The organism is Sporosarcina sp. E16_3, from assembly GCF_017347125.1.
Taxonomy (GTDB): Bacteria; Bacillota; Bacilli; order Bacillales_A; family Planococcaceae; genus Sporosarcina.
Genome location: NZ_JADPRX010000035.1, coordinates 1 through 21986 on the forward strand (window position 1 = coordinate 1; position 21986 = coordinate 21986).

The following is a 21986-nucleotide window of genomic DNA, read 5'->3' on the forward strand; positions in this document are numbered from 1 at the left end:
CCAGCTATGTGGCAAAGAGCGCCACGTCGCTGGATCGACTTATGCCTGTCGCGTCTAGAAGGCGCCTTCCGCTTTTCTTTAGAATAAATTCCCCACTCCCGCATATACATGGCTAGAGAGGATATCTCGTTAAATATGAGCGTCACACAGACGGGCGTCCGTTCATACGATGGATTGACGGAAGGGGGAAATTTTTAAGTGGAAGTCCATATTGTTGTAAAAGGGGATACGCTTTGGAAGATTGCGCGTCAATACGGTATCCCGTTTGAAGAGCTAAAGCGGGTGAATGCGCATCTTGCTAATCCAGATTATATCGTACCTGGAATGAAAATTTTCTTGCCGAAAAGACAGCACCATGGAACGAATGAGCACGTCAAGCACCCTGAGCACGTCAAGCACCCTGAGCATGTCAAGCACCCTGAGCACGTCAAGCACCCTGAGCACATCAAGCATCCTGAGCACATCAAACAACCTGAGCATGTCAAGCACCCTGAGCACGTCAAGCATCCCGAACACGGGAAGGGACCGGTGAAACCAGTACCAAGACCACCAGCGCCAAGACCGCCAATGCCAACACCGAGACCACCAACGCCAGTACCACCATCTAAACCAACACCAGTACCGGCTCCGATACCATTACCGACGCCGACGCCGACACCGACACCGATGCCAGCGCCTCCGCAGGCGCAAATGCCGATGCCGATGCCGATGCCGATGCCAATGCCAATGCATCCGATGATAGGTATTCCATGTGGATGGATGCCGATTTTTGACGCAGATTGTTTCCCGTTCATGCATTCGGGACAAATTCAGGCGATGCCAAGTTCAGAACCACCGATGTATGAACAAGAATCACCAATCTTTTCTGGGCAGGGCCCTGCAACATCTCCCTTAGGAATACCTATGGTAGAAGGGTGGCAGTTGCTCGAATCCCCTGATTTCATGTTTGAAGAAACGGCCGAAATGGTTATGAAACCAGCCGCTGAGTGTTCACCAGAATTTATGCAAGAAGCATCACCAGAATTTGACCTGCAACCTTCTGCTCCGTGTCCGCCTGGGCCGGGTTACGTGCCGCAGGCTATATCACCAGCTATGCAAGGTCAGTGGAATCCTGCACAATTCGGTTATCCTGCAATGCAACACCCGGTTCATCATCCCGGTTGCGGCGGATGTGGATGTGGTTGCGAAGGGCCGCAACACCACCAACCCCATCGTCAGCAAATGATGATACCGATATTTTACGGTCAACCGTGCAATTGCCCTTCATGCATGCAACAGGCAACTCCTTATTCTGGAATGCCTCCTAATCAAGGTTCCAACTGGTTCGGGGCGTATTGACCGGCATATGGAGCTGGATGGAAAATTAGAAAAAATAAAAGATAATGTGTGGAAACTTGAGAAAGATGGCAAACGCTTTTCGGTGAAGCGATATCATTCCAACTCCACCGCGATGAAAGTACACCGTGTACATGATGCCCTTCATTCTGTTTCTTTCACAAATATTGTAGATGTCGTGCCTCAAGACAATAAACTTATGTTTGTTCAGCCGTGGTTAGATGGCGCGAAGGCGGTCAACTTCAAGAAGAGGGCAGATCGGACGGATTCACTTGCTGCTCTTCATGCCCTTCATGAAACCAAAGCACAACTTGACTGGCACGCCTCACCTTATTTACATCCGTACCCACTTATCGCGAAGTGGGGAGACCGGATAAGTCGTTTCCGTGAAATTAGCGGGGCTTGTGAGGCGTATATTGAAAAAGGCCTTGTCGATGAAATCCTGTTTTACGCATTGAACGCGATTAGCGCAGTGAAGAAAACCTATAAAGATAATCTGGATGGTACATTGCTTCACGGTGATGTCGTCCATCATAATATTTTGCGTGATAGAGATGGCATCATCCGTTTCATTGATTTCGATCTAGCAAGCACGGGACCGGCCGGCACTGAGATTGCGCTCTGGATTCATCGGGTGCTGCCACAAATCGACTATGACATTGATTTTCTGTTTGAAGAACAGCCGTCGTTGCGAAGATTAGATTATGCTTCCAAGACACTGCTCCTATTTCCGAATGAAATACTTCGTGAATGGCTTCATTTCTTTTCGTTGTCACCATCTAGAAGAGAAAGACAGGCGAAGCAATTGGTCCCCTTTACCGAGTCCGCACTCTCGCATTGGCCTAAATTATGGTATGATGTAGAACGGATTAACAGATAGTGGAAAAGGTAATCGTCGGACTTTTAGCGTGATAAAGACACTAAAAGCAGAAGACTAAGATTAATCCCATTAAATAGGATTCATTATACTATCCATCCACCGTTTAAGAATGGTGGATGGATATTTATTGTGATAGATAACAATGAAAAATATATACATATAGAACCGTGAAATAGTGTACAATTTAATTGTGTGTACATCTATATAATAGGCACTTAACAAATAGAATGTTATTCCAACATCGCTTAGCCGTTTTGTAATGGCTGAACGCAAAAAAACTGTCAGAAGATCACTGGGGTGGGGTTGAACTGCATTACTCCATGGTCTTATTGCTCTTTTGCTAGATTAGTTCGTTATACGGGTGAAGTATTCCACCTAGTTAATTCGAAATTAGTAGTGCCGAATATATAGCAAAATAATAATTACGTAATTAGAGCCGTAGGAAGGAGATTTCTTTTGATTGAAACATTATTGTTGAACTTTTTGTTTTTACTCTTTCCGATTCTAATTGCTGTAATTTTCATTGAAAATGGTTTGACTAATTTCAATAAATATCTGTTTATTTTATTGTCCTCTGTGACGCTCATTTTTTGTATGGCTTTCCCAGTTAGATTGGAGTTAGGGTATATCGTTGATTTAAGATATATTCCATTTATTATTGCTGCCCTTTTTGGCGGGTACAAAATGGCCTTTCCACTTTATTTCATTTTAAATGCTTATCGGTTCTTTATCGGTGGAGATGGGATTTATCAATCACTTGCGCTCTCGACAATAGTCCTTATTTTGGTGCCTTTATTAAGTGCGAAATTTTTGCAACAAAGCTCGCGCTTTCGAATTTTTTATGCGATATGCGTCACTTTTATTACTATGACGTATTATTTTTTCACGTTAAGCTTTAAATTCCCTGAACTGACAAGTGAATTTTGGGACTTAGCATTTTATACGCTTAGTACTTATCTAATGGCAGTTTTTATACTAATGGCTTTAATAGAGAAAATTATCACGAACATCAAAAGACGCGAAATGTATATGCAAGCAGAAAGAATGAGAGACGTTAGCCATTTTTCGGCAAGTATTGCACATGAAATCAGAAATCCACTTACTGTAACGAGCGGGTTTCTTCAACTGTTAAATGAGTCCAAAACGATTACCGCTGAAGAAAAAATATATATTGAATTCTCGTTGAAAGAATTAGAGCGAGCAGAAACTATTGTTAGTGACTTTTTAACGTTTTCGAAACCGCAGAGTGAACATATGGTTTTCTCTGATTTTAAAAATGACATAAAGTACGTCGAGAATATTATGCAACCGTATGCAAAAATGAATCAAGTTAAAATTCTAGTTCGTTTAACAAATACACTAAAAACAACATATGATGAAAATCAAATGCAACAATGCCTTATTAATTTAGTTAAAAACGGTATTGAATCGATGCAAGAACATGGCGGCATGCTTTATGTTGATGTGACGGAACACAAGAAGAACATCTTGATAAAGATTCAAGATAGTGGAAGCGGCATGACAAGAGAAGGGATTTCACAAATGGGAAAACCTTATTACTCTACAAAACAAGAAGGGACTGGCCTTGGAATGTTCATGGTTTATAGCACAATCAGGAATATTAAAGGTGAAATTAAAGTGAAAAGTACAGTAGGGAAGGGAACAACTTTTCTGTTATACATACCGGTCTAACTGTATTGATAAATAGTGCGGTAATTGTTATGATAAGTGTAATCAAGACTGATGCGAGTAAATTACTGATGACCGCCAACAAAGCGGTCATCTTTTCTTTTGCGGGATAAACTTAGATCAGTTATAGCTTGGCGTAATTGTGGTTGATTCAAGTAGAAGGTAGAAAGTGCGTTCGTATGGTATAATTAATTCTACATATATAGGGGGAGAATAGCGTGTATGACTACATAAAAGGGCAAGTCACACGTGTGACGCCTGAACATATCACACTCGAACAAGGTGGGATTGGCTGGCTCATCATGACGCCCAATCCGTATGCTTTTCATAAAACAGAAGATATACAACAAGTGTTCACTTATCTACATGTCCGTGAAGATATCCAGTTGCTTCTTGGATTCAAATCTCTGGAACAACGGGAATTGTTTAAAAAGCTGATCACGGTATCAGGTATTGGTCCAAAAGGTGCTTTGGCTATACTCGCTAGCGGCATTCCTTCCCAGGTGATTGGTGCAATTGAACGGGAGGACGAAACGTTCCTTGTTCAATTTCCGGGAGTTGGAAAAAAGACGGCTCGGCAGATGATCCTCGATTTGAAGGGGAAGTTGTATGATCTGTTTAATGCAATGGACATGCCGGATGAGGATATAACACTTCTGACAATGGCCGAAAATGGTGCGCTTGATGAAGCGATACTTGCGCTAGAAGCACTTGGTTACTCCCAGCGCGAGCTGACGAAAGTAAAGCCGAAATTAGAAAAAGAAGAACTCGATACAGAAGGATACATGAAAATGGCACTTCGGTTATTATTGAAGCAGGGTTAATTGTATGTATAAACTGAAGTATTGAATCCCGGGTTTAAACTAAGCGAATTCAATGGAATTCTTTATTTAAACCTATATAACAACAGTAGAAAGGGGGACGGACAATGGAGGAACGTGTTATTTCGGGAGAAGTATCGGATTTCGATGAACGGTTTGAACAATCACTTAGACCGCAATTTCTGAGTCAGTATATCGGACAGGAAAAAGTGAAGGAAAACCTCGGTATTTTCATCGAAGCAGCAAAAGGCCGTAGCGAAAGTTTGGATCATGTCTTATTGTACGGTCCACCGGGTCTCGGGAAGACAACGCTTGCAACCGTCATTGCCAATGAGATGGACGTCAACATACGAATGACCAGCGGCCCTGCAATTGAACGCCCTGGTGATCTCGCAGCGGTCGTATCATCTCTTGAACCGGGGGATGTGCTATTCATTGATGAAATCCACAGGTTGAACCGGGCAATTGAAGAAGTGTTGTATCCTGCAATGGAAGATTTTTGTCTAGATATCGTTGTCGGGAAAGGTCCTTCAGCACGGTCTATCCGGCTAGATTTGCCGCCATTCACCCTGATTGGGGCAACAACCCGCGCGGGGGCATTATCAGCGCCACTAAGGGACAGGTTCGGCGTTCCCCTGCGGCTCGAATATTACGATGTTGCGCCACTCAAGGAGATCGTAGTACGTAGCTCTGGCCTTTTTGAAGTGGCAATCGATGGGCAGGCCGCGGTTGAAATTGCCCGCCGTTCTCGTGGAACTCCTCGTATTGCAAACCGCCTGTTGCGCCGTGTGCGAGATTATGCACAAGTAAGAGGCAATGGGAGCATTACAATGGAAATGGCAAATGAAGCACTAGAAATGCTGCAAGTCGATTCACATGGTCTAGATCATATTGACCATAAGTTGATTACAGGGATGATTGAACGCTTTCGTGGCGGACCTGTTGGAATTGATACGATATCTGCAAGTATTGGCGAGGAGTCGGTAACAATCGAAGATGTCTATGAACCGTATCTTCTTCAAATCGGTTTTATCCAGCGGACACCGCGCGGGCGGATTGCGACTCGTCTTGCATACGAACACTTCGGCTATCCAGTTCCCGAGCACAACGATTTCTAATTCAATTATAAAGGGAGAATTTATAGACGATGGATGTAAATGATTTTGATTTCGATTTACCAGATAATCTTATTGCACAAACGCCGTTGCTAGACCGCACAGCAAGCCGTCTTATGGTCCTCGACCCAGAGACGGGGGATGTGGAGCACCGTCATTTTCGCGATCTTCTCGATGAACTTGAGTCAGGGGATATGCTCGTACTGAATGATACGCGGGTCTTGCCGGCGCGATTGATGGGTGTGAAAGAAGATACTGGGGCAATGATTGAAGTATTACTATTGAAGCAAACGGCAGATGATGAGTGGGAAACGCTTGCAAAACCTGCGAAACGTGTGAAGCTTGGCACGATTGTCACATTTGGTGACGGACGTCTGAAGGCAGAATGCACGGGCATTTTGGAACAAGGCGGACGTACATTCAAATTCATCTATGACGGGATCTTTTATGAAATCCTAGATGAACTAGGGCAAATGCCACTACCGCCTTATATTACTGAAACGCTGGATGATCAAGCGCGCTATCAGACCGTGTTTGCGAGAGAACGGGGTTCGGCAGCCGCGCCGACTGCAGGGCTTCATTTCACCGATGAAATCCTGGAAAGTATACGGCATAAAGGCGTCAACATTGCATTTATCACACTGCATGTTGGCCTTGGCACATTCCGTCCAGTCAGTGCAGATACGATTGAGGATCATACGATGCATTCTGAATACTATCATGTCACTGAACAAACAGCGGATGCAATAAATGAAGCAAAAGCGCAAGGTGGGCGTGTAATCGCGGTCGGCACGACGTCTGCGCGGACACTTGAGACAATCGCTTCGGAAAATGGCGGTAAAATAGTGCCTTCAAGTGGCTGGACGTCGATTTTCATCTATCCAGGTTATGAATTCAGTATTTTGGATGGACTATTAACCAATTTTCATTTACCTAAATCGACGTTGATCATGCTTATTTCAGCACTAACAACTAGAGAGCATATTCTAGCAGCATATAACCGGGCGGTTGCGGAAAAATATCGCTTCTTCAGCTTTGGAGATGCAATGTTCATCAAACCGTCACAAAGGAAGGAATCATAAAATGACAGCAGTCACATACGAACATATCAAAACATGTAAACAAACCGGAGCACGTCTTGGAATCGTCCATACACCGCACGGTTCATTTGAAACACCAGCATTTATGCCAGTTGGTACACAGGCGACAGTCAAAACATTGTCACCTGAAGAGTTGAAAGAAGTTGGAGCAGGCATTATTTTAAGTAATACCTATCATCTATGGCTTCGTCCGGGTCAGGATATTGTTGGAGAGGCGGGCGGACTACATAAGTTCATGAACTGGGATAGACCGATTCTGACTGACTCAGGCGGTTTCCAAGTGTTTTCACTTAGTGAATTCCGTAAAATCGAAGAGGAAGGTGTCCATTTCAGACATCATCTGAACGGTAGTAAACTGTTCCTTAGCCCTGAGAAAGCGTTGGAAATCCAGAATACACTTGGTGCAGACATTATGATGGCTTTCGATGAATGTCCGCCGTTCCCTGCTACGCATGAATACATGAAAGCCAGCGTTGAACGAACATCTAGATGGGCCGAAAGATGCCTAGGAGCACATGCACGTCCGGCAGACCAAGCCCTATTTGGCATTGTACAAGGTGGCGAATTTGAGGATTTACGCGCTCAAAGTGCAAAAGATCTTGTGTCACTTGATTTCCCGGGCTATGCAATCGGTGGCTTGTCTGTTGGAGAGCCGAAAGATATTATGAACCGGATTCTTGAACACACAACACCACTTCTACCACAGGACAAGCCGCGTTACTTGATGGGTGTCGGTTCGCCGGACTCACTTATTGACGGCGCTATCCGCGGAATTGATATGTTCGACTGTGTTTTACCAACTCGTATTGCGCGAAACGGTACGCTTATGACAAGTGAAGGACGTTTGAATATCCGTAATGCGAAATTCGAACGTGATTTCCGTCCTCTAGATGAAAAATGTAGCTGCCATGTTTGTAAAACGTACAGCCGGGCTTACATTCGCCATCTTATTAGAGCGGATGAAACATTCGGAATCAGATTGACGTCTTATCATAATCTCCACTTCCTTCTTAATTTAATGGAGCAAGTTAGGGATGCAATTCGCCAAGATCGACTCGGTGATTTCCGTGAAGAGTTTTTTGAAAGCTACGGATTTAATAAACCGAATGCAAAAAACTTTTAAATCTTGTATAATGAATCTTGATTGAAGGGGGGATATATATATGGGTTCAGTAGCACAACTATTACCATTCGTTGCGATGTTCGCAGTGATGTGGTTCTTGCTTATCAGACCGGCGCAAAAGAAACAGAAAGCGACGAAGCAGATGCAAGGAGATTTAAAACGCGGAGATAAGGTTATTACAATCGGCGGCATTCACGGCACAATCGACGCTGTAGATGATTCATCAGTTTTCCTTAAAGTTTCTGAAGGTACGACTTTGCAGTTCGACAGACAAGCTGTTGGACGAGTAACGCAATCAATTTAAGTCTTGTAAGAATATGAAGAGGCGATTGGCTGAGTGGGAAATTTCCCGTTCAGGCAATCGCTTCTTTTTCGATAATAAGCATGTATACAAGCATTAGGGTAAAGGGCATCCTTTCTTAAAAGGGAGAGATCTTAGTTATGAATGATTTACTAATCATCAGTTTCCGAACTGTGTTTCTGTATATTCTCATTTTAGTCATCTTACGAATTATGGGGAAACGTGAAGTCGGGGAGCTAGGGATTATTGATGTTGTTGTCTTCGTTATTATGGCAGAAGTTGCCGCATTTGCACTTGATTCCCCTGATAAGAAACTGATGCACTCTATTGTGCCAATGCTTGTTCTGCTCGTAATCCAACTCGTTTCTTCTTATTTCTCATTAAAAAGTAAAAAATTCAGAGACATCGTCGACGGTGAACCGACACTTATTATTAGACATGGAATAATACTGGAGCAAGAAATGCGAAAACAGCGCTACAATCTGGATGATTTATTCCAACAGCTTCGCGAGCAACAGATTGGCTCCGTTCATGAAGTATCATTCGCTTATTTAGAGCCGTCTGGAAATCTGTCTGTATTCAAACACGATGATGTCCAACCTGTTCTTGCGCTAATTTCAGACGGTTTTATTCAATCTAGACATCTAGCACTTATCGGTAAAACAGAAGAATGGCTTGTAAAAGGACTTCAGCAACTGGGAGTGAATGATGTGAAACAGATTTTCTATTGTTCATATGAGAATAATGAACTGAAGTTTCAGTTGAAAGACGAGTATCAATGATTTTTCAACAGTTTCTTGAATAGGAATAGGTCACTTTTTTTAACTTGACCCGTTAAAATAAGAATCGCAAGAAGGAAAATTGATGTAATCGCGCATTCCATAAATAATCCGAAGTCCCCAATCGGGATGAAAATGGGCCTCATAATACAAGTCATGATAAAGGAAGCATAGGGCAAAGCGAATATAGTGAAGCCGGAAGCGGTCGATTTGTTTTTCCGAAGTGTTGCTATATGAAGGAATGATGTAATAAGTACACCGAAGCCGATTGCAAGGACTGCCCCTGTTACCTGTAGACCAGGTTGGGAGGCAAGGATGAACATGACCGCCAGTTTTGCAATACCGCCGTATACGGAGTTCATCATCCCTGCCTTGGCATCGCCAGTGGCTTGTAAAATTGAATAAAGTGGTCCTTGAATATAATAAAAGAAAAAAACAGGAGCAAGTAACGCCATATAAGAAGCACCCTGAGTTACATGGAATAACTTTACTGCTAAATCCTCACCATGAATAAAAAACACAGTTGCTGCAAAAGTACCTGTTAGAGCGGATAAGCGCAAGGACAGATGAATCCGTTCTTTCAGTTTGCTCGTATTATTTGATGCGACTGCTCCGCTTACAGCAGGAACCAGGACAACAGACAAGGCGTATGGGATGAAAGCTGGGAATAGGAGTAACGGTACGAGTACACCAGATACAATGCCATACAACGTTGTACCAGCAACAGCTGAAACTCCCGAAAACGCAAGTGCCCGAAGAAAGATAATCGGCTCTAGGAACCAAGTAAACGTACCGAACAGGCGACTGCCTGATGATGGCAATGCGATGGCTAGCAGAGGTTCCATAGGATAGCGCTTAAGTTTCCCTTGCTGTTTTGGTCCGCGTTTTTTCTGTTGCCTATATTTGAACAGCAAATATAGGACTGATAGCATTTCCGCAAGAAGCGTAATACCCATCGCATAAGCGGCACTCAGTGCTGTATTGTCGGCTATCAAAAGATGTGGCAAGAGCCATGTGATTAGCGCAATACGGCATATTTGTTCGATGATTTGTGACCACGCTGTTTCTTCGATTCGTGCGATACCTTGGAAATATCCACGGATCAAGCCTCCAATGGCGGCGATTGGCACAATTGCGATTCCGACGTACAATGTAGTGGACGAAGCTGAATTGCCAAGAAGCGTTTCAGCTAAGTAGGGAACGAACAAGATAGAAGCTGGGATAAAAACGACTGCTGTCAAAATGGTGATGAAGGAAGCTGTCTTCATGAGGGAAGGGATTCTTACGGATTGCCCTTTCGCTTCGAGTTCGGCAATCACTTTTGCTATGGCGATTGGTACACCAAGCTGGACAAGTGACAGGAAAAAGATAAAGGCGGGATAAGCAGTCATGTAGATGCCGACCGCCTCTTCGCCTGCAATCCGCATGAATTGAATCCGGAAGACGAATCCTAAAAGCTTGGTTAGGAAGACGGCAACCATCAGGACGACAGTTCCGCGGATGAATGAAGACAATTTAAACAACTCCTTCTCAATTCCGGTCATTTCATATACACTAAACCTATGCAGAAATATCCGTACTTACGACTGTCCAGGAAAGGGATGGGAAATATGCCAAGACGATACGGACAACTATTCACCCATATGCTGCCTGCAATTGAAAGCAAAAAGACTGAATTTCATCTGTACGGTTATACAACAGTAACCGAAGAGGATATTTGGACATTTTGTGTCCAGAAGAAATGGCGTAAAAGAAATATCGAGGAAATGGGGATGCATGAAATTGCAAATGGAATCCTCAAAATCTCACCAGCAGAATATATGACGTTTACACAGATTGAAGAACAACGAGGTGCAAACTGGTTTTCCGACTTGAACAGCGAAGAACTACAAATCTTACTGACACCACAAAAATCGAAAAGTGAGTTATGATTGGGTAAAACACGGTCATTTGACACATGAATGACTGTGTTTCATAATAGACTTATTGTGTTTTTATAATTGTGTAGTATTCAGCGCCAATTTTCACGGGGGCGCTGTCGCTATTCTAGGAGTATGTACATAGATAAATGCCGTACAGTTGCGCTCCATATTTAGAGGGGGAAATTGGATTATGAAAAGAAGAGGACGGATCGTAGCGTTTCTATTATTAATCGTCGTGTTTGGCTTGACGATTGGAACGACTGCAAATCCGATAGTGAAAGATGTAAAACTAGGTCTAGATTTACAGGGCGGCTTTGAAGTCCTTTATCAAGTTAAGCCTTTGAAAGAAGGCGGCCCAAAAATAACAGAAGAAATGGTTAAAGATACAGCTAATGCGCTGACAAGCCGGATTGACGTACTTGGAGTAAGTGAACCAAGTATCCAAATCGAGTCAGGTAACCGGATTCGCGTGCAACTTGCGGGAGTAGAGGACCAAGAATCAGCTAGGGAGCTACTTTCTACTCAGGCAAACCTGACATTTAGGGATGCTGATGACAATCTTCTTCTAGACGGAAACGACCTGAAAGAAGGAAAAGCGAAAGCGAACTTCGGCGAAAATGGTAACCCCGTCGTTACGCTTGAAATGAAATCGCCGACTAAATTTGGCGAAGTTACAACATTGATCTCACAAAAAGCACCAGAGAACGTAATGGTCATCTGGCTAGACTTTGTAGAAGGTGAAGATTCTTTTAGGGCGGAAGTAACGAAAGAGAAACCTAAATTCGTTTCTGCTCCTTATGTGAAAAACCCAATTAACTCATCGAACGTTGAAATCTCAGGGTCATTTTCATTAGAAGAGACGAAGAGCCTCGCGGGAATTTTGAACGCAGGAGCACTACCTGTTCACCTTGAAGAAGTTTATTCGACATCTGTCGGCGCGCAGTTCGGTGAACAAGCGCTTAACAAAACAATCTTTGCGGGGATTATTGGTATCTCGCTTATCTTCTTATTCATGCTTGTGTATTATCGCTTGCCAGGTTTTGTGGCAGTTATTACATTGTCGGTCTATATTTTTATTATATTGCTAGTCTTCACACTTATTAACGGTGTGTTGACGCTACCAGGTATTGCGGCACTTATGCTCGGGGTCGGTATGGCCGTCGATGCGAATATCTTGATGTATGAACGGATACGAGAAGAATTGCGTGTCGGTAAATCTGTTAAGACATCGTTTATGGCTGGAGCGAAATCATCGTTCACTGCCATTCTTGATGCCAATATCACGACACTTCTTGCGGCAGTTGTTTTGTTCAGTTTCGGGACAAGCTCAGTTAAAGGGTTCGCGACGATACTGATCATCAGTATTCTAGCCAGCTTCTTGACGGCTGTATGGGGGTCACGCATACTCTTGGGACTCCTTGTCAATAGTGGTGTGTTTGATGGGAAAACAGCATTATTCGGTGTTTCGAAAAGTAGGATTCATCCAGCTGAAGAACAAATTGAAACGCTGGAGCTAACTACGAAATTTGACCGTTTCGATTTCGTAGGAGCGCGTAAAAAGTTCTATGTCATTTCGGCAGTGTTACTAATTAGTGGTGTCGCTATGCTTGGTGTATTCAAGTTAAATCTTGGCATAGACTTCTCACAAGGAACGCGTGTTGAGGTGCTTGCTGACCATTCATTGACGAAAGATGAACTTTCTACTTATCTTGATAAAATTGGGCACCCGACAGACGATATCGTCATCTCTGGCGATACGAAAAATATCGGTGTCATACGCTTTAAAGAAGACTTCAAACAAGAGGAAGTCAATAAATTTAAAACGGATCTTGCTGCCGAATATGGTTCGGATCCGAATATCTCAACAGTTTCACCAACGGTCGGTAAGGAATTGGCGAAAAATGCAATTTATGCCCTTCTTATCGCAGCGCTTGGAATCATCATATACGTTGCATTCCGTTTCGAATGGCGAATGGGTGTTGCCTCGATTATTGGGCTCTTCCACGACGCATTCTTCATGGTCGCGATATTCAGTATTCTGCGTTTAGAGGTTGATATCACGTTTATTGCGGCTGTCTTGACCATTGTTGGTTACTCCATCAATGACACAATTGTTACATTTGACCGTATACGGGAAAATATTAACCATCGAGGCCGGATTGACGATGAAGCAGAATTGGCAGACATCGTCAACAGATCATTACGTCAGACACTTGGTCGCTCTGTAAATACGGTGCTTACAGTAATATTTGTTGTAGTAGCGTTAATGCTATTCGGAGCAGAATCGATTCAAACCTTCTCAATCGCCCTTCTGATTGGATTGTTTGCAGGTACTTATTCTTCGATTTTCATATCAGCTCAAATTTGGTTTGATCTGAAAAAACGTGAAATGAAGAAAAAAGGCGCGATTAAAGTAGAAGATACGAAGAAGCAGTGGGGCTCAGACGAACCTATCGTTTAAGAACCTATATGATAAGTTTCGGTTATTCATGGAACGGGGTATACTTTATGTATACTCTGTTCTATTTTTTTCTTAAGGAAAGGGGAAAGCTATATGAAATTTCAATGGAATTTGCTGTTAGGTCTTTTATTCGCTATTATTATCGCTATCTTCGCTGTCGTTAATGTTGATGCGGTACAAGTCAATTATGTGTTTGGACAAGCACAGTGGCCACTTATTCTTATTATTTTAGGTGCAGCTCTTCTTGGTGCGATGGTCAGTGGGTTTGTCGCAATGTTCCTGTCCTTTCAATCAAACCGTCGCATTAAAGAGCTTCAAAAAGAAATGACTCTCAAAGAGCAAACAATTGCTGCACAACAGAATGAAATTGCAGAACTGCAAAAGTACACCGCCTTACCATCCAATGACGAAGTATTTATCGAAAACAAAAATGTATAAGCGAAGAGCATCTTCCGGCTACTAATACCGGGGAAGATGCTCTTTTTTGTTAGCGAAATCAGTTTGGTCTTCTACTTCGTGGAATTAAAACAGTCTTTTCTTTTAGAGTCGTAGCCCATCCGCTATAATGAACGTAAGGATGTGAAGGAATTTGATCGAATCAATGAAAAGATGGAAAGTGGATCGACCGGATGAAGAACTTGTAGCGATGTTGTCAAAGGATCTCGGTATTTCATCTGTCCAGGCAAAAATACTTGCTTCAAGGGGAATAATAGATTCCGAAGTGGCAAAAGATTTTTTACATATGGATGCATCAAGTATGCATGACCCTTTTTTACTATATGATATGGACAAAGCAGTGTCACTCATAACAACGGCAATCGCAACAGATAAGAAAATTGCTGTTTATGGCGATTATGATGGTGATGGCGTGACGAGTGTAACGGTCCTGACAACGGCCTTGGAGCGAATGGGTGCAGATGTGTTCTATGCGATACCCAATCGGTTCAAGCATGGCTATGGACCGAATAAAGACCTTTTCTTGGAGCTATACGAAAAAGGGGCTTCGCTTATTATTACAGTAGACAATGGCATTTCCGGCGTCGATGAAATTGCATATGCGAAATCACTTGGCATGGACATCATCATTACAGATCACCATGAAATTGGTGAAGTGTTACCAGCAGCAGATGCCATCATCCATCCTCGACATCCAGAAGGGGCTTATCCGTTCGGAGAGCTTGCTGGAGTTGGTGTGGCATTCAAGCTAGCGTGTGCGTTACTTGAGGATGTTCCGGAAGATTTATTTGAACTAGTTGCTATCGGGACAGTTGCGGACTTAGTTCCGCTTCGGGATGAAAACAGATATTTCGTTAAAGAGGGCATTAGACAGATGCGTGTGTCAAAGCGCCCTGCAATCCAGGCGCTCGCACGCATCGCTAGCACCGAACAAGCAACACTCTCAGAGGAGTCAATCGGATTCATGATTGGGCCCCGTCTGAACGCGGCTGGGCGTCTAGGTGATGCTACCCCGGCAGTTCAACTATTGAAGACAGAAGATACAACGCTTGCTATGACGTTGGCAAAAGAACTCGACACGCTGAATAAAGAACGGCAAGCGATTGTAGCTGAAATAGCTAAAGAAGCGGAAGACATGATTTTGCAAATGTACGGTGATACAGTTCCGCTCGTTTTCGTTATCGGAGGAGAAGGCTGGAATTCTGGTGTTGTGGGAATTGTAGCTTCTAGATTAACTGAGAAATATTATCGTCCGTCCATCGTCTTGTCGATTGACAGGGAAACAGGAATTGCGAAAGGGTCTGCAAGAAGTATTGCTGGTTTTGATCTGTTTGCCGAGCTATCTAAAAATGCACAGCTTCTACCTCACTTTGGGGGTCATCAGATGGCGGCAGGTATGTCTCTTGCAGTTACAGACGTTGTCACGCTACGTGAAAATCTTAATAAACAGGCAGTTCAAGTGTTGACAAAAGAAATGCTTACACCTGAAGTTCGTATCGATGTTCCGCTGTCGATTAGTGAAATTGATGTCAGCGTTTTGGAATCGCTAGAACTACTACGTCCATTTGGCATGGCTTTTGAAAAGCCAATTTACATGCTTGAGAACATTACAGCCACAAGTGTGCGGAAAATTGGTGCGGCAAAGAATCATATGAAGCTGGAATTAGCGGATGAGGGCGTTTCACTTGATGCCATCGGATTCGGGCTCGGTCCTATTGCTGACCAACTGACGCCAGGTGTAAAGTTGTCGGTTACGGGAGATTTGCAGGTGAATGAATGGAACGGCAATAAGAAGCCTCAGTTATTAATCAGCGATATTCGTTCTGATGAGTGGCAGCTGTTCGATTTGCGCGGTGTGCGTGAAGCAACCAGATGGCTTCCAACCATTCCGCTAGACGATACGTTATTTGTAGCTTTCCATGAACAAACGGTTGCACATTTCCAATCATCCATGAAGGGAATTGTTATTACTCTATTCGGACAAGAAACAATAACGAGGGCGAGAAATCTCGTGCTTTTGGATATACCGGACGATGTTGCCCAACTTGAAGAACTTGTGAATTCTGTCCAGCCAGACCGCGTCTATGCGCATTTCCACGCATCCGAATCAAGGTATTTTGATGGGATTCCTGACCGCGAACAGTTTGGCTGGTATTACAGTTTCTTGAAAAAACGCGAGAAATTTGACTTCGTTACGAACGGAGCCCAGCTCACAAAACATAAAGCGTGGAAAAAAGATACGGTTTATTTCATGTCAAAGGTGTTTTCTGAGCTTGGATTTGTTAAGATTGAAGATGGTTTTGTTTTCGTTCAGGAAACGGCCGGTAAACGTGATTTGACGGATGCACCCGCTTACAAAGAGCGCGAACGTCAAATTGAGCTTGAGAAAAGACTGCTATATGCGCCTTATATGGAATTGAAACAATGGTTCGATACTGTGCGAAATGGAATTGTCGACAGGGAGGAACACTAATGGATTTGAAAGAATATGTGACGATTGTACCGGATTATCCGAAAAAAGGAATTAGCTTTAAGGATATTTCAACAATCATGGATAACGGCCAAGCTTATAAGTTCGCAACAGACGAAATCGTCAAGTTTGCGAAAGAAGTTAATACGGATATTATTGTAGGCCCTGAAGCCCGTGGATTTATCATTGGCTGCCCAGTTGCCTATGCACTGGAAGTCGGATTTGCTCCTGTCCGTAAACCTGGCAAGTTGCCAAGAGAAACGATTGAGGTCGAATATGATCTTGAATATGGAAAAGATACATTAACAATTCACAAAGATGCCATAAAGCCAGGTCAGCGTGTACTAATTGTCGATGATCTTCTTGCGACAGGCGGTACAGTGGGTGCGACAGTCGAGCTAGTTGAAAAACTAGGCGGAGTTGTTGCAGGCTGTGCGTTTATCATAGAACTGTCGTATTTAAGCGGCCGTGAAAAATTGCAAGGTTATGACATGCGTTCACTGATTACCTATTGAAAAAGGTCCTCCGCCATAATAAGCGGGGGATCTTTTCATATATCTAGAACGAAGGTGTTAACCACATTTCCATATACTAACCCTTTACATGAGCATGTATTTATACATACAATAGGGAATACAATCATTTTTGCGGATAAAGTCGAAAGGGGTAATATTATGGCGAAAAATCGTGACATGACGGCGGAAGAAATATTCACACTTGTTGCCTCTTATATGAATGAAGAACACGTTGCGTTCGTCAAAAAAGCATATGAGGCAGCGAAGACTGCACACGAAGGACAGCACAGAAGTTCAGGTGAAGTGTACATCATTCACCCTGTCCAAGTTGCGGGTATTCTTGCCGAATTGGAAATGGACCCTTCGACAGTTGCAGCCGGGTTCCTTCACGATGTTGTGGAAGATACAGACATCAGCAGGGACGACATCATCCGTGATTTTGGCGAAGAAGTGGCAATGCTTGTCGACGGTGTGACGAAACTTGAGAAATTACAATATAAATCCAAAGAAGAGAAACAGGCAGAAAATCATCGTAAAATGTTCGTGGCGATGGCACAGGATATTCGTGTCATTCTTATTAAATTAGCTGACCGGCTCCATAATATGCGAACATTAAAACATGTCCCAGAGGAAAAGCAACGGCGTGTTGCAGCTGAAACGTTGGAAATTTTTGCACCGCTTGCCCATCGGTTAGGGATATCAGCTATTAAATGGGAGCTTGAAGATACAGCTTTACGTTATTTGAATCCACAGCAATATTATCGAATTGTCAATATGATGAAGCGCAAACGTGTCGAACGAGAAAACTATTTAGTAAATGTTATGGACCAAGTCAAGACGGAAATTGGAGAGATGGAAATTGAGGCTGATCTTTCAGGTCGTCCAAAACATCTTTATTCAATTTATCGCAAGATGGTTATCCAAAAGAAAGAGTTCAATGAAATCTATGACCTTCTGGCTGTTCGAATTATCGTTTCAAGCATTAAAGATTGCTATGCGGTCCTTGGTATTATTCATACACTATGGAAACCGATGCCTGGCAGGTTCAAAGATTATATTGCGATGCCGAAACAGAATCTTTACCAGTCGTTGCACACAACTGTTGTAGGCCCGGCTGGCGATCCGCTTGAAGTGCAAATCCGAACTGAAGAGATGCATAAAATTGCAGAATTCGGAGTTGCAGCACACTGGGCATATAAAGAAGGAAAAACGATAGCCGAAATCCCAAGTAATATAGATTCGAAATTGACTTGGTTTAGGGAAATACTCGAATTCCAGAACGAATCTTCTAACGCTGAAGAATTCATGGAATCACTGAAATTCGACTTGTTCTCGGATATGGTCTATGTCTTTACGCCGGATGGAGACGTTATTGAACTACCGGCAAGTTCGGTCCCAATTGATTTTGCTTACCGTGTCCACTCGGAAATTGGAAATCGGACGATTGGTGCAAAAGTGAATGGCAAGATGGTCCCGCTAGATACTGAATTGTTTACAGGAGATATTATTGAAATTTTGACATCGAAGCAATCGCTTGGACCGAGCCGTGACTGGTTGAAAATTGCCAATACGTCTCAGGCTAAAAATAAAATCCGGCAGTTTTTCAAGAAACAACTTCGGGAAGAAAACATCCTAAAAGGCCGGGAAATGATTGAAAAAGAAATAAAATCACAAGATTTCGATCTGAAAGAAGTCCTTTCACAGGAGAATATTAAACGCACTATCGAAAAATTCAGCTTCACATCTGAAGATGATATGTATGGGGCAGTTGGCTTTAATGGCATAACCGCTCAGCAGGTCGTTAATCGTCTAGCTGAAAAATTGCGAAAAGTACGCGAACAGCAAGATACAATTGATAAAATCGTTTCAGATATGAAATCACCTCAACCGGAAAAAATGACTGAATCGGGTGTTATCGTTAAAGGGATTGACAATCTACTGATCAGGCTATCGAAATGTTGTAATCCAGTTCCGGGAGATGAAATTGTAGGATTCATCACAAAAGGACGAGGTGTTTCCGTCCATCGTACCGACTGCCCTAATATTGTGGTCGGTGATGACGAGAATGAGCGGATTATCGACGTGGAATGGGCGATTGGACCTTCTAGTTCAAGGAAAGAGTTCCTAGTTGATATAGAAGTGTCCGCATTCGATCGTCAAGGGTTGTTGAATGAAGTGATGATGGTTGTCGCGGATACGAAAACGCCAATGGTTGCGGTAAGTGGCAAAGCGGACCGTGACAAAATCGCCCGCATTCATATGACGATTAAAATTACGGATATTGCACATTTGCAAAGAATTGTTGATCGGATTAAACAAATCCGCGATATCTATTCTGTGGAACGTGTCATTAATTGATTGGAAGGTGTAACAGATGAAAGTTGTGTTGCAACGATCGGGTCCAGCTACTGTCCGTATCGAGGGGGAGACAACGGGTTCAATTGACAAGGGCTACGTGCTACTCGTTGGTATAACTCATGCAGATAGCGAAGAAGACGCTGCTTATCTGGCGAAGAAAATCGCGGGTCTCCGTTTATGGGAAGATACTGAGGGCAAGATGAACCACTCAATCCTTGAGGTGGGAGGGGATATTCTTTCAGTATCACAGTTTACTTTGTACGGGGACGTGAAAAAGGGACGTCGCCCAAGTTTCATAGAAGCGGCAAGACCCGAACAGGCAAAACCGCTATGGGAATACTTCAACCGTAAATTGGAGGAAGAAGGATTAAGAGTTCAAACAGGCGTTTTTGGCGCAATGATGGATGTTGAGCTCGTTAACGATGGACCTGTAACGATTATTCTAGACTCAAAATAACATGAAAAAGGACCTCCCTCAATACCTGGGAAGGTCCTTTTTGCTTGTGTAGAGTGTTTGATATGATCTTTTCTATTCTATTCAGTGTGTGGTACCAGCCTGCTGCCACAATGCATTTTTCTCCATGCTACTGTTGATTGGGTTTCTATATACATTGAGCGAAGGCGCCTTACAAGGGGGCATCCCCTAGCGCCGTAGCGGATTCAATGTGGTTCTATATTTCAACATTTCTAGTTAATTAGTGTTGAAGTAGTCGAGAAGCCCTTGATAGATACCATGCGTTGCACGTTCACGGAACATGTCGCTAGTGACTGCCCGTTCCTCAGCAGAATTTGATAGGAAACCAAGTTCAATCAAAATTGCATTTTGCCTGTTCTCACGAAGAACTAAGAAATCGCCGGGCTGTGATCCTCGGTTACGAAGATTTACCGATGAAGCAAGTCCTTCATTGACGGAAGAAGCAAGCGCTTGTTGATGTGCGTGTGAGTAATACGTCGTAAAGCCTGCTACGCTAGAATCGGGATTGGCATCATAATGGAGACTGATGAAGGCATCCGCAGCATGCTGATTACTGATAGCGACTCGTTTTCTTAATGATACATATGTGTCTGTTTCACGAGTTGTAATCACATTCGCGCCTGCAGCTTTTAATTTAGCTACTAACAATTCAGAAGTGAGAATTGTAATATCCTTTTCGTCAGTCCCTCGCGTCCCTGTTGTGCCGCGGTCATTACCGCCATGACCAGGGTCAATCACGATAGTTAGCCCCTTTAACGTGCCGGCAACACGTGGTATCGATTCTTTAATAACGGGTTCTGTCAATACTGATTCATCGCCCGTAGACACGACCCATGTGGCAACAAATGCAGAAGCTCCTGTCGGTAAAGAAATTTCATACCAATCACCATCTTGTTTGACAATTGGAAACTTTTCACCTGCATCGGCAAGGGCAGCGATCTGTGAAGAAGTCGTAGCGGCTTCACGAATATTCGTCCCGTTTGACAGGATGGTAACCGTACCTAAATTGGAGCTTTCGGAAGCCTGTTTGCCATTCGATGACAGCGTACCATGGAATGAGTAGACCCAACCCGATTCGTTATTACCTAATGATATATGGACCCAATTGCCGTTTACTTCTTTAACATCATAGGATTCACCTTGATTAATGAGGCCAATCCGCTTAGAAGAAAGGTCTGCATTCTTTCTGACATTAAGTGCATCAACCGAAACGGTAAATGACTCGGGTGATGTAGCTTGATTGGTTGCCTGTGGTGCAGTTTGATTTGCTACCGCTGTAATATAATCCGTATGTACCCAACCGTTTATGCCGTTAAATGTAATAGAAGTCCATTCACCGTCATTGCCAGTGGCAATTGCTTCATCTCCAGCGGCCATCCGACCGAGTACAGCTGAATTCGTGGAAGGGCTGGATCTTACATTTAGCTGATTGACGCGTGAAACGACTGCAGTGCTTGTCCCAGTAGATTTATCTGCGGAAGTAGTTAGCCAAGAGGCAATCCATCCAGAACTGTTGCCGTGCTGGATTTGGTACCAGTCTCCAGAAACAGCAATAACTTCTACCTGATCACCTTTTTTTAACGATCCTGTTACAGCATAGGTAAGCCCGGCACCAGACCGGATGTGCACTGATGGCGCATCAACGACGACAGATTCCGTATTGGCGTTAGCCGTTGGAATGTCGTGGAATACGCTGAATAAAAGTATAAATACGATCATCCATTTTCTCATTTTCGACAAAATATCATACCCCCTATAATCCATTGTAGAAGTTTTCACCACAAAAAACTACAATTAATCGAAAAAGGTTGACACTATGACGCAGAATCATTAAGATGATGATTAATTAACAATTTAACTCACACAATAATTTTTTTATATTTATGCCAACGACATGGAAAGTAATTGTATAATTGACTGACAAGAGAGGGACGGACGTGGCTGAAATCCATCCTACAGCGGTTTACAATGAATAACACCATCGAGGCTCTGTGCTGAACGATTTCAATTCAGTAAGTACAGACGGAACCGGCCGTTATCCGGTTTTAAAGTGGGCGCAAAACTTTGCGTCAATTTGGGTGGAACCGCGGAAGCTATAAAGGCTCTCGTCCCTTGCGTAGGCAAGGGATGGGGGTCTTTTTTTGTGTCTCGACTAAACGTGTCTAGACTTCGGGCGCCAGAAGCTC

At 43.3% G+C, this 21986-nt stretch carries 18 protein-coding genes and 1 other annotated feature; of the genes, 16 read left to right on the forward strand and 2 right to left on the reverse strand.

Going from position 1 to position 21986, the window contains the following annotated elements; genetic code table 11:
• Positions 1-198 precede the first annotated feature (198 nt).
• From I2483_RS16350 to I2483_RS16390, 9 genes are all read left to right on the forward strand, one after another.
• A complete protein-coding gene (locus tag I2483_RS16350; RefSeq protein WP_207278163.1) occupies positions 199-1338 on the forward strand; it encodes a LysM peptidoglycan-binding domain-containing protein in 1140 nt (379 codons plus the stop codon).
• A gap of 7 nt (positions 1339-1345) precedes the next feature.
• Positions 1346-2215, forward strand: a complete 870-nt coding sequence (locus I2483_RS16355; protein ID WP_207278164.1) for an aminoglycoside phosphotransferase family protein — start codon at positions 1346-1348, stop codon at positions 2213-2215.
• A gap of 456 nt (positions 2216-2671) precedes the next feature.
• On the forward strand, positions 2672-3907 hold the full coding sequence (locus I2483_RS16360) for an ATP-binding protein (protein WP_207278165.1): 1236 nt from the start codon (positions 2672-2674) through the stop codon (positions 3905-3907).
• Positions 3908-4122: 215 nt separating this feature from the next.
• Positions 4123-4728 (forward strand): Holliday junction branch migration protein RuvA, encoded by a 606-nt coding sequence (ruvA, locus tag I2483_RS16365; protein ID WP_207278166.1) that lies wholly within the window; start codon positions 4123-4125, stop codon positions 4726-4728.
• Positions 4729-4832: 104 nt separating this feature from the next.
• Positions 4833-5843, forward strand: a complete 1011-nt coding sequence (gene ruvB / locus I2483_RS16370) for a Holliday junction branch migration DNA helicase RuvB (protein WP_207278167.1) — start codon at positions 4833-4835, stop codon at positions 5841-5843.
• A 29-nt stretch (positions 5844-5872) separates the two neighbouring features.
• On the forward strand, positions 5873-6922 hold the full coding sequence (queA, locus tag I2483_RS16375) for a tRNA preQ1(34) S-adenosylmethionine ribosyltransferase-isomerase QueA (protein ID WP_207278168.1): 1050 nt from the start codon (positions 5873-5875) through the stop codon (positions 6920-6922).
• 1 nt (position 6923) lies between these two features.
• Positions 6924-8063 carry a tRNA guanosine(34) transglycosylase Tgt gene (gene tgt, locus I2483_RS16380; RefSeq protein ID WP_207278169.1) on the forward strand — a complete coding sequence of 380 codons (1140 nt, stop codon included), beginning with the start codon at positions 6924-6926 and terminating at the stop codon, positions 8061-8063.
• A gap of 40 nt (positions 8064-8103) precedes the next feature.
• Entirely contained in the window at positions 8104-8367 is a 264-nt protein-coding gene (gene yajC / locus I2483_RS16385) for a preprotein translocase subunit YajC (RefSeq protein ID WP_207278170.1), read from the forward strand.
• 137 nt (positions 8368-8504) lie between these two features.
• Entirely contained in the window at positions 8505-9146 is a 642-nt protein-coding gene (locus I2483_RS16390; protein WP_207278171.1) for a DUF421 domain-containing protein, read from the forward strand.
• Here the strand turns inward: I2483_RS16390 and I2483_RS16395 are convergent.
• Positions 9140-10657, reverse strand: coding sequence for a putative polysaccharide biosynthesis protein (locus I2483_RS16395; RefSeq protein ID WP_207278172.1), 1518 nt, complete (start codon positions 10655-10657; stop codon positions 9140-9142). The genes I2483_RS16390 and I2483_RS16395 overlap by 7 nt on opposite strands.
• A gap of 96 nt (positions 10658-10753) precedes the next feature.
• Here I2483_RS16395 and I2483_RS16400 point away from each other — a divergent pair, with 96 nt between their 5' ends.
• From I2483_RS16400 to dtd, 7 genes are all read left to right on the forward strand, one after another.
• On the forward strand, positions 10754-11074 hold the full coding sequence (locus tag I2483_RS16400; protein ID WP_207278173.1) for a post-transcriptional regulator: 321 nt from the start codon (positions 10754-10756) through the stop codon (positions 11072-11074).
• A 181-nt stretch (positions 11075-11255) separates the two neighbouring features.
• Positions 11256-13526: a protein translocase subunit SecDF gene (gene secDF / locus I2483_RS16405; RefSeq protein WP_186668605.1), complete on the forward strand. Its 2271-nt coding sequence runs from the start codon at positions 11256-11258 to the stop codon at positions 13524-13526.
• Between the two features lie 93 nt (positions 13527-13619).
• The gene (locus I2483_RS16410) at positions 13620-13964 is read left to right on the forward strand and encodes a LapA family protein (RefSeq protein WP_207278174.1); all 345 of its coding nucleotides are present in this window, start codon (positions 13620-13622) and stop codon (positions 13962-13964) included.
• 151 nt (positions 13965-14115) lie between these two features.
• Complete coding sequence (recJ, locus tag I2483_RS16415; protein ID WP_207278175.1) at positions 14116-16455, forward strand: single-stranded-DNA-specific exonuclease RecJ; 2340 nt, start codon at positions 14116-14118, stop codon at positions 16453-16455.
• Positions 16455-16967, forward strand: coding sequence for an adenine phosphoribosyltransferase (locus I2483_RS16420; RefSeq protein ID WP_067208211.1), 513 nt, complete (start codon positions 16455-16457; stop codon positions 16965-16967). The genes recJ and I2483_RS16420 overlap by 1 nt, the downstream gene beginning before the upstream one ends.
• 159 nt (positions 16968-17126) lie before the next feature.
• Positions 17127-19325 (forward strand): RelA/SpoT family protein, encoded by a 2199-nt coding sequence (locus tag I2483_RS16425; RefSeq protein WP_207278176.1) that lies wholly within the window; start codon positions 17127-17129, stop codon positions 19323-19325.
• 16 nt (positions 19326-19341) lie between these two features.
• Entirely contained in the window at positions 19342-19782 is a 441-nt protein-coding gene (dtd, locus tag I2483_RS16430) for a D-aminoacyl-tRNA deacylase (protein WP_207278177.1), read from the forward strand.
• Positions 19783-20016: 234 nt separating this feature from the next.
• Here the strand turns inward: dtd and I2483_RS16435 are convergent, their stop codons facing one another.
• Positions 20017-21531 (reverse strand): N-acetylmuramoyl-L-alanine amidase family protein, encoded by a 1515-nt coding sequence (locus tag I2483_RS16435; protein ID WP_207278191.1) that lies wholly within the window; start codon positions 21529-21531, stop codon positions 20017-20019.
• A 149-nt stretch (positions 21532-21680) separates the two neighbouring features.
• Positions 21681-21916, forward strand: a binding site (T-box leader).
• The last annotated feature ends 70 nt before the right edge of the window (positions 21917-21986 follow it).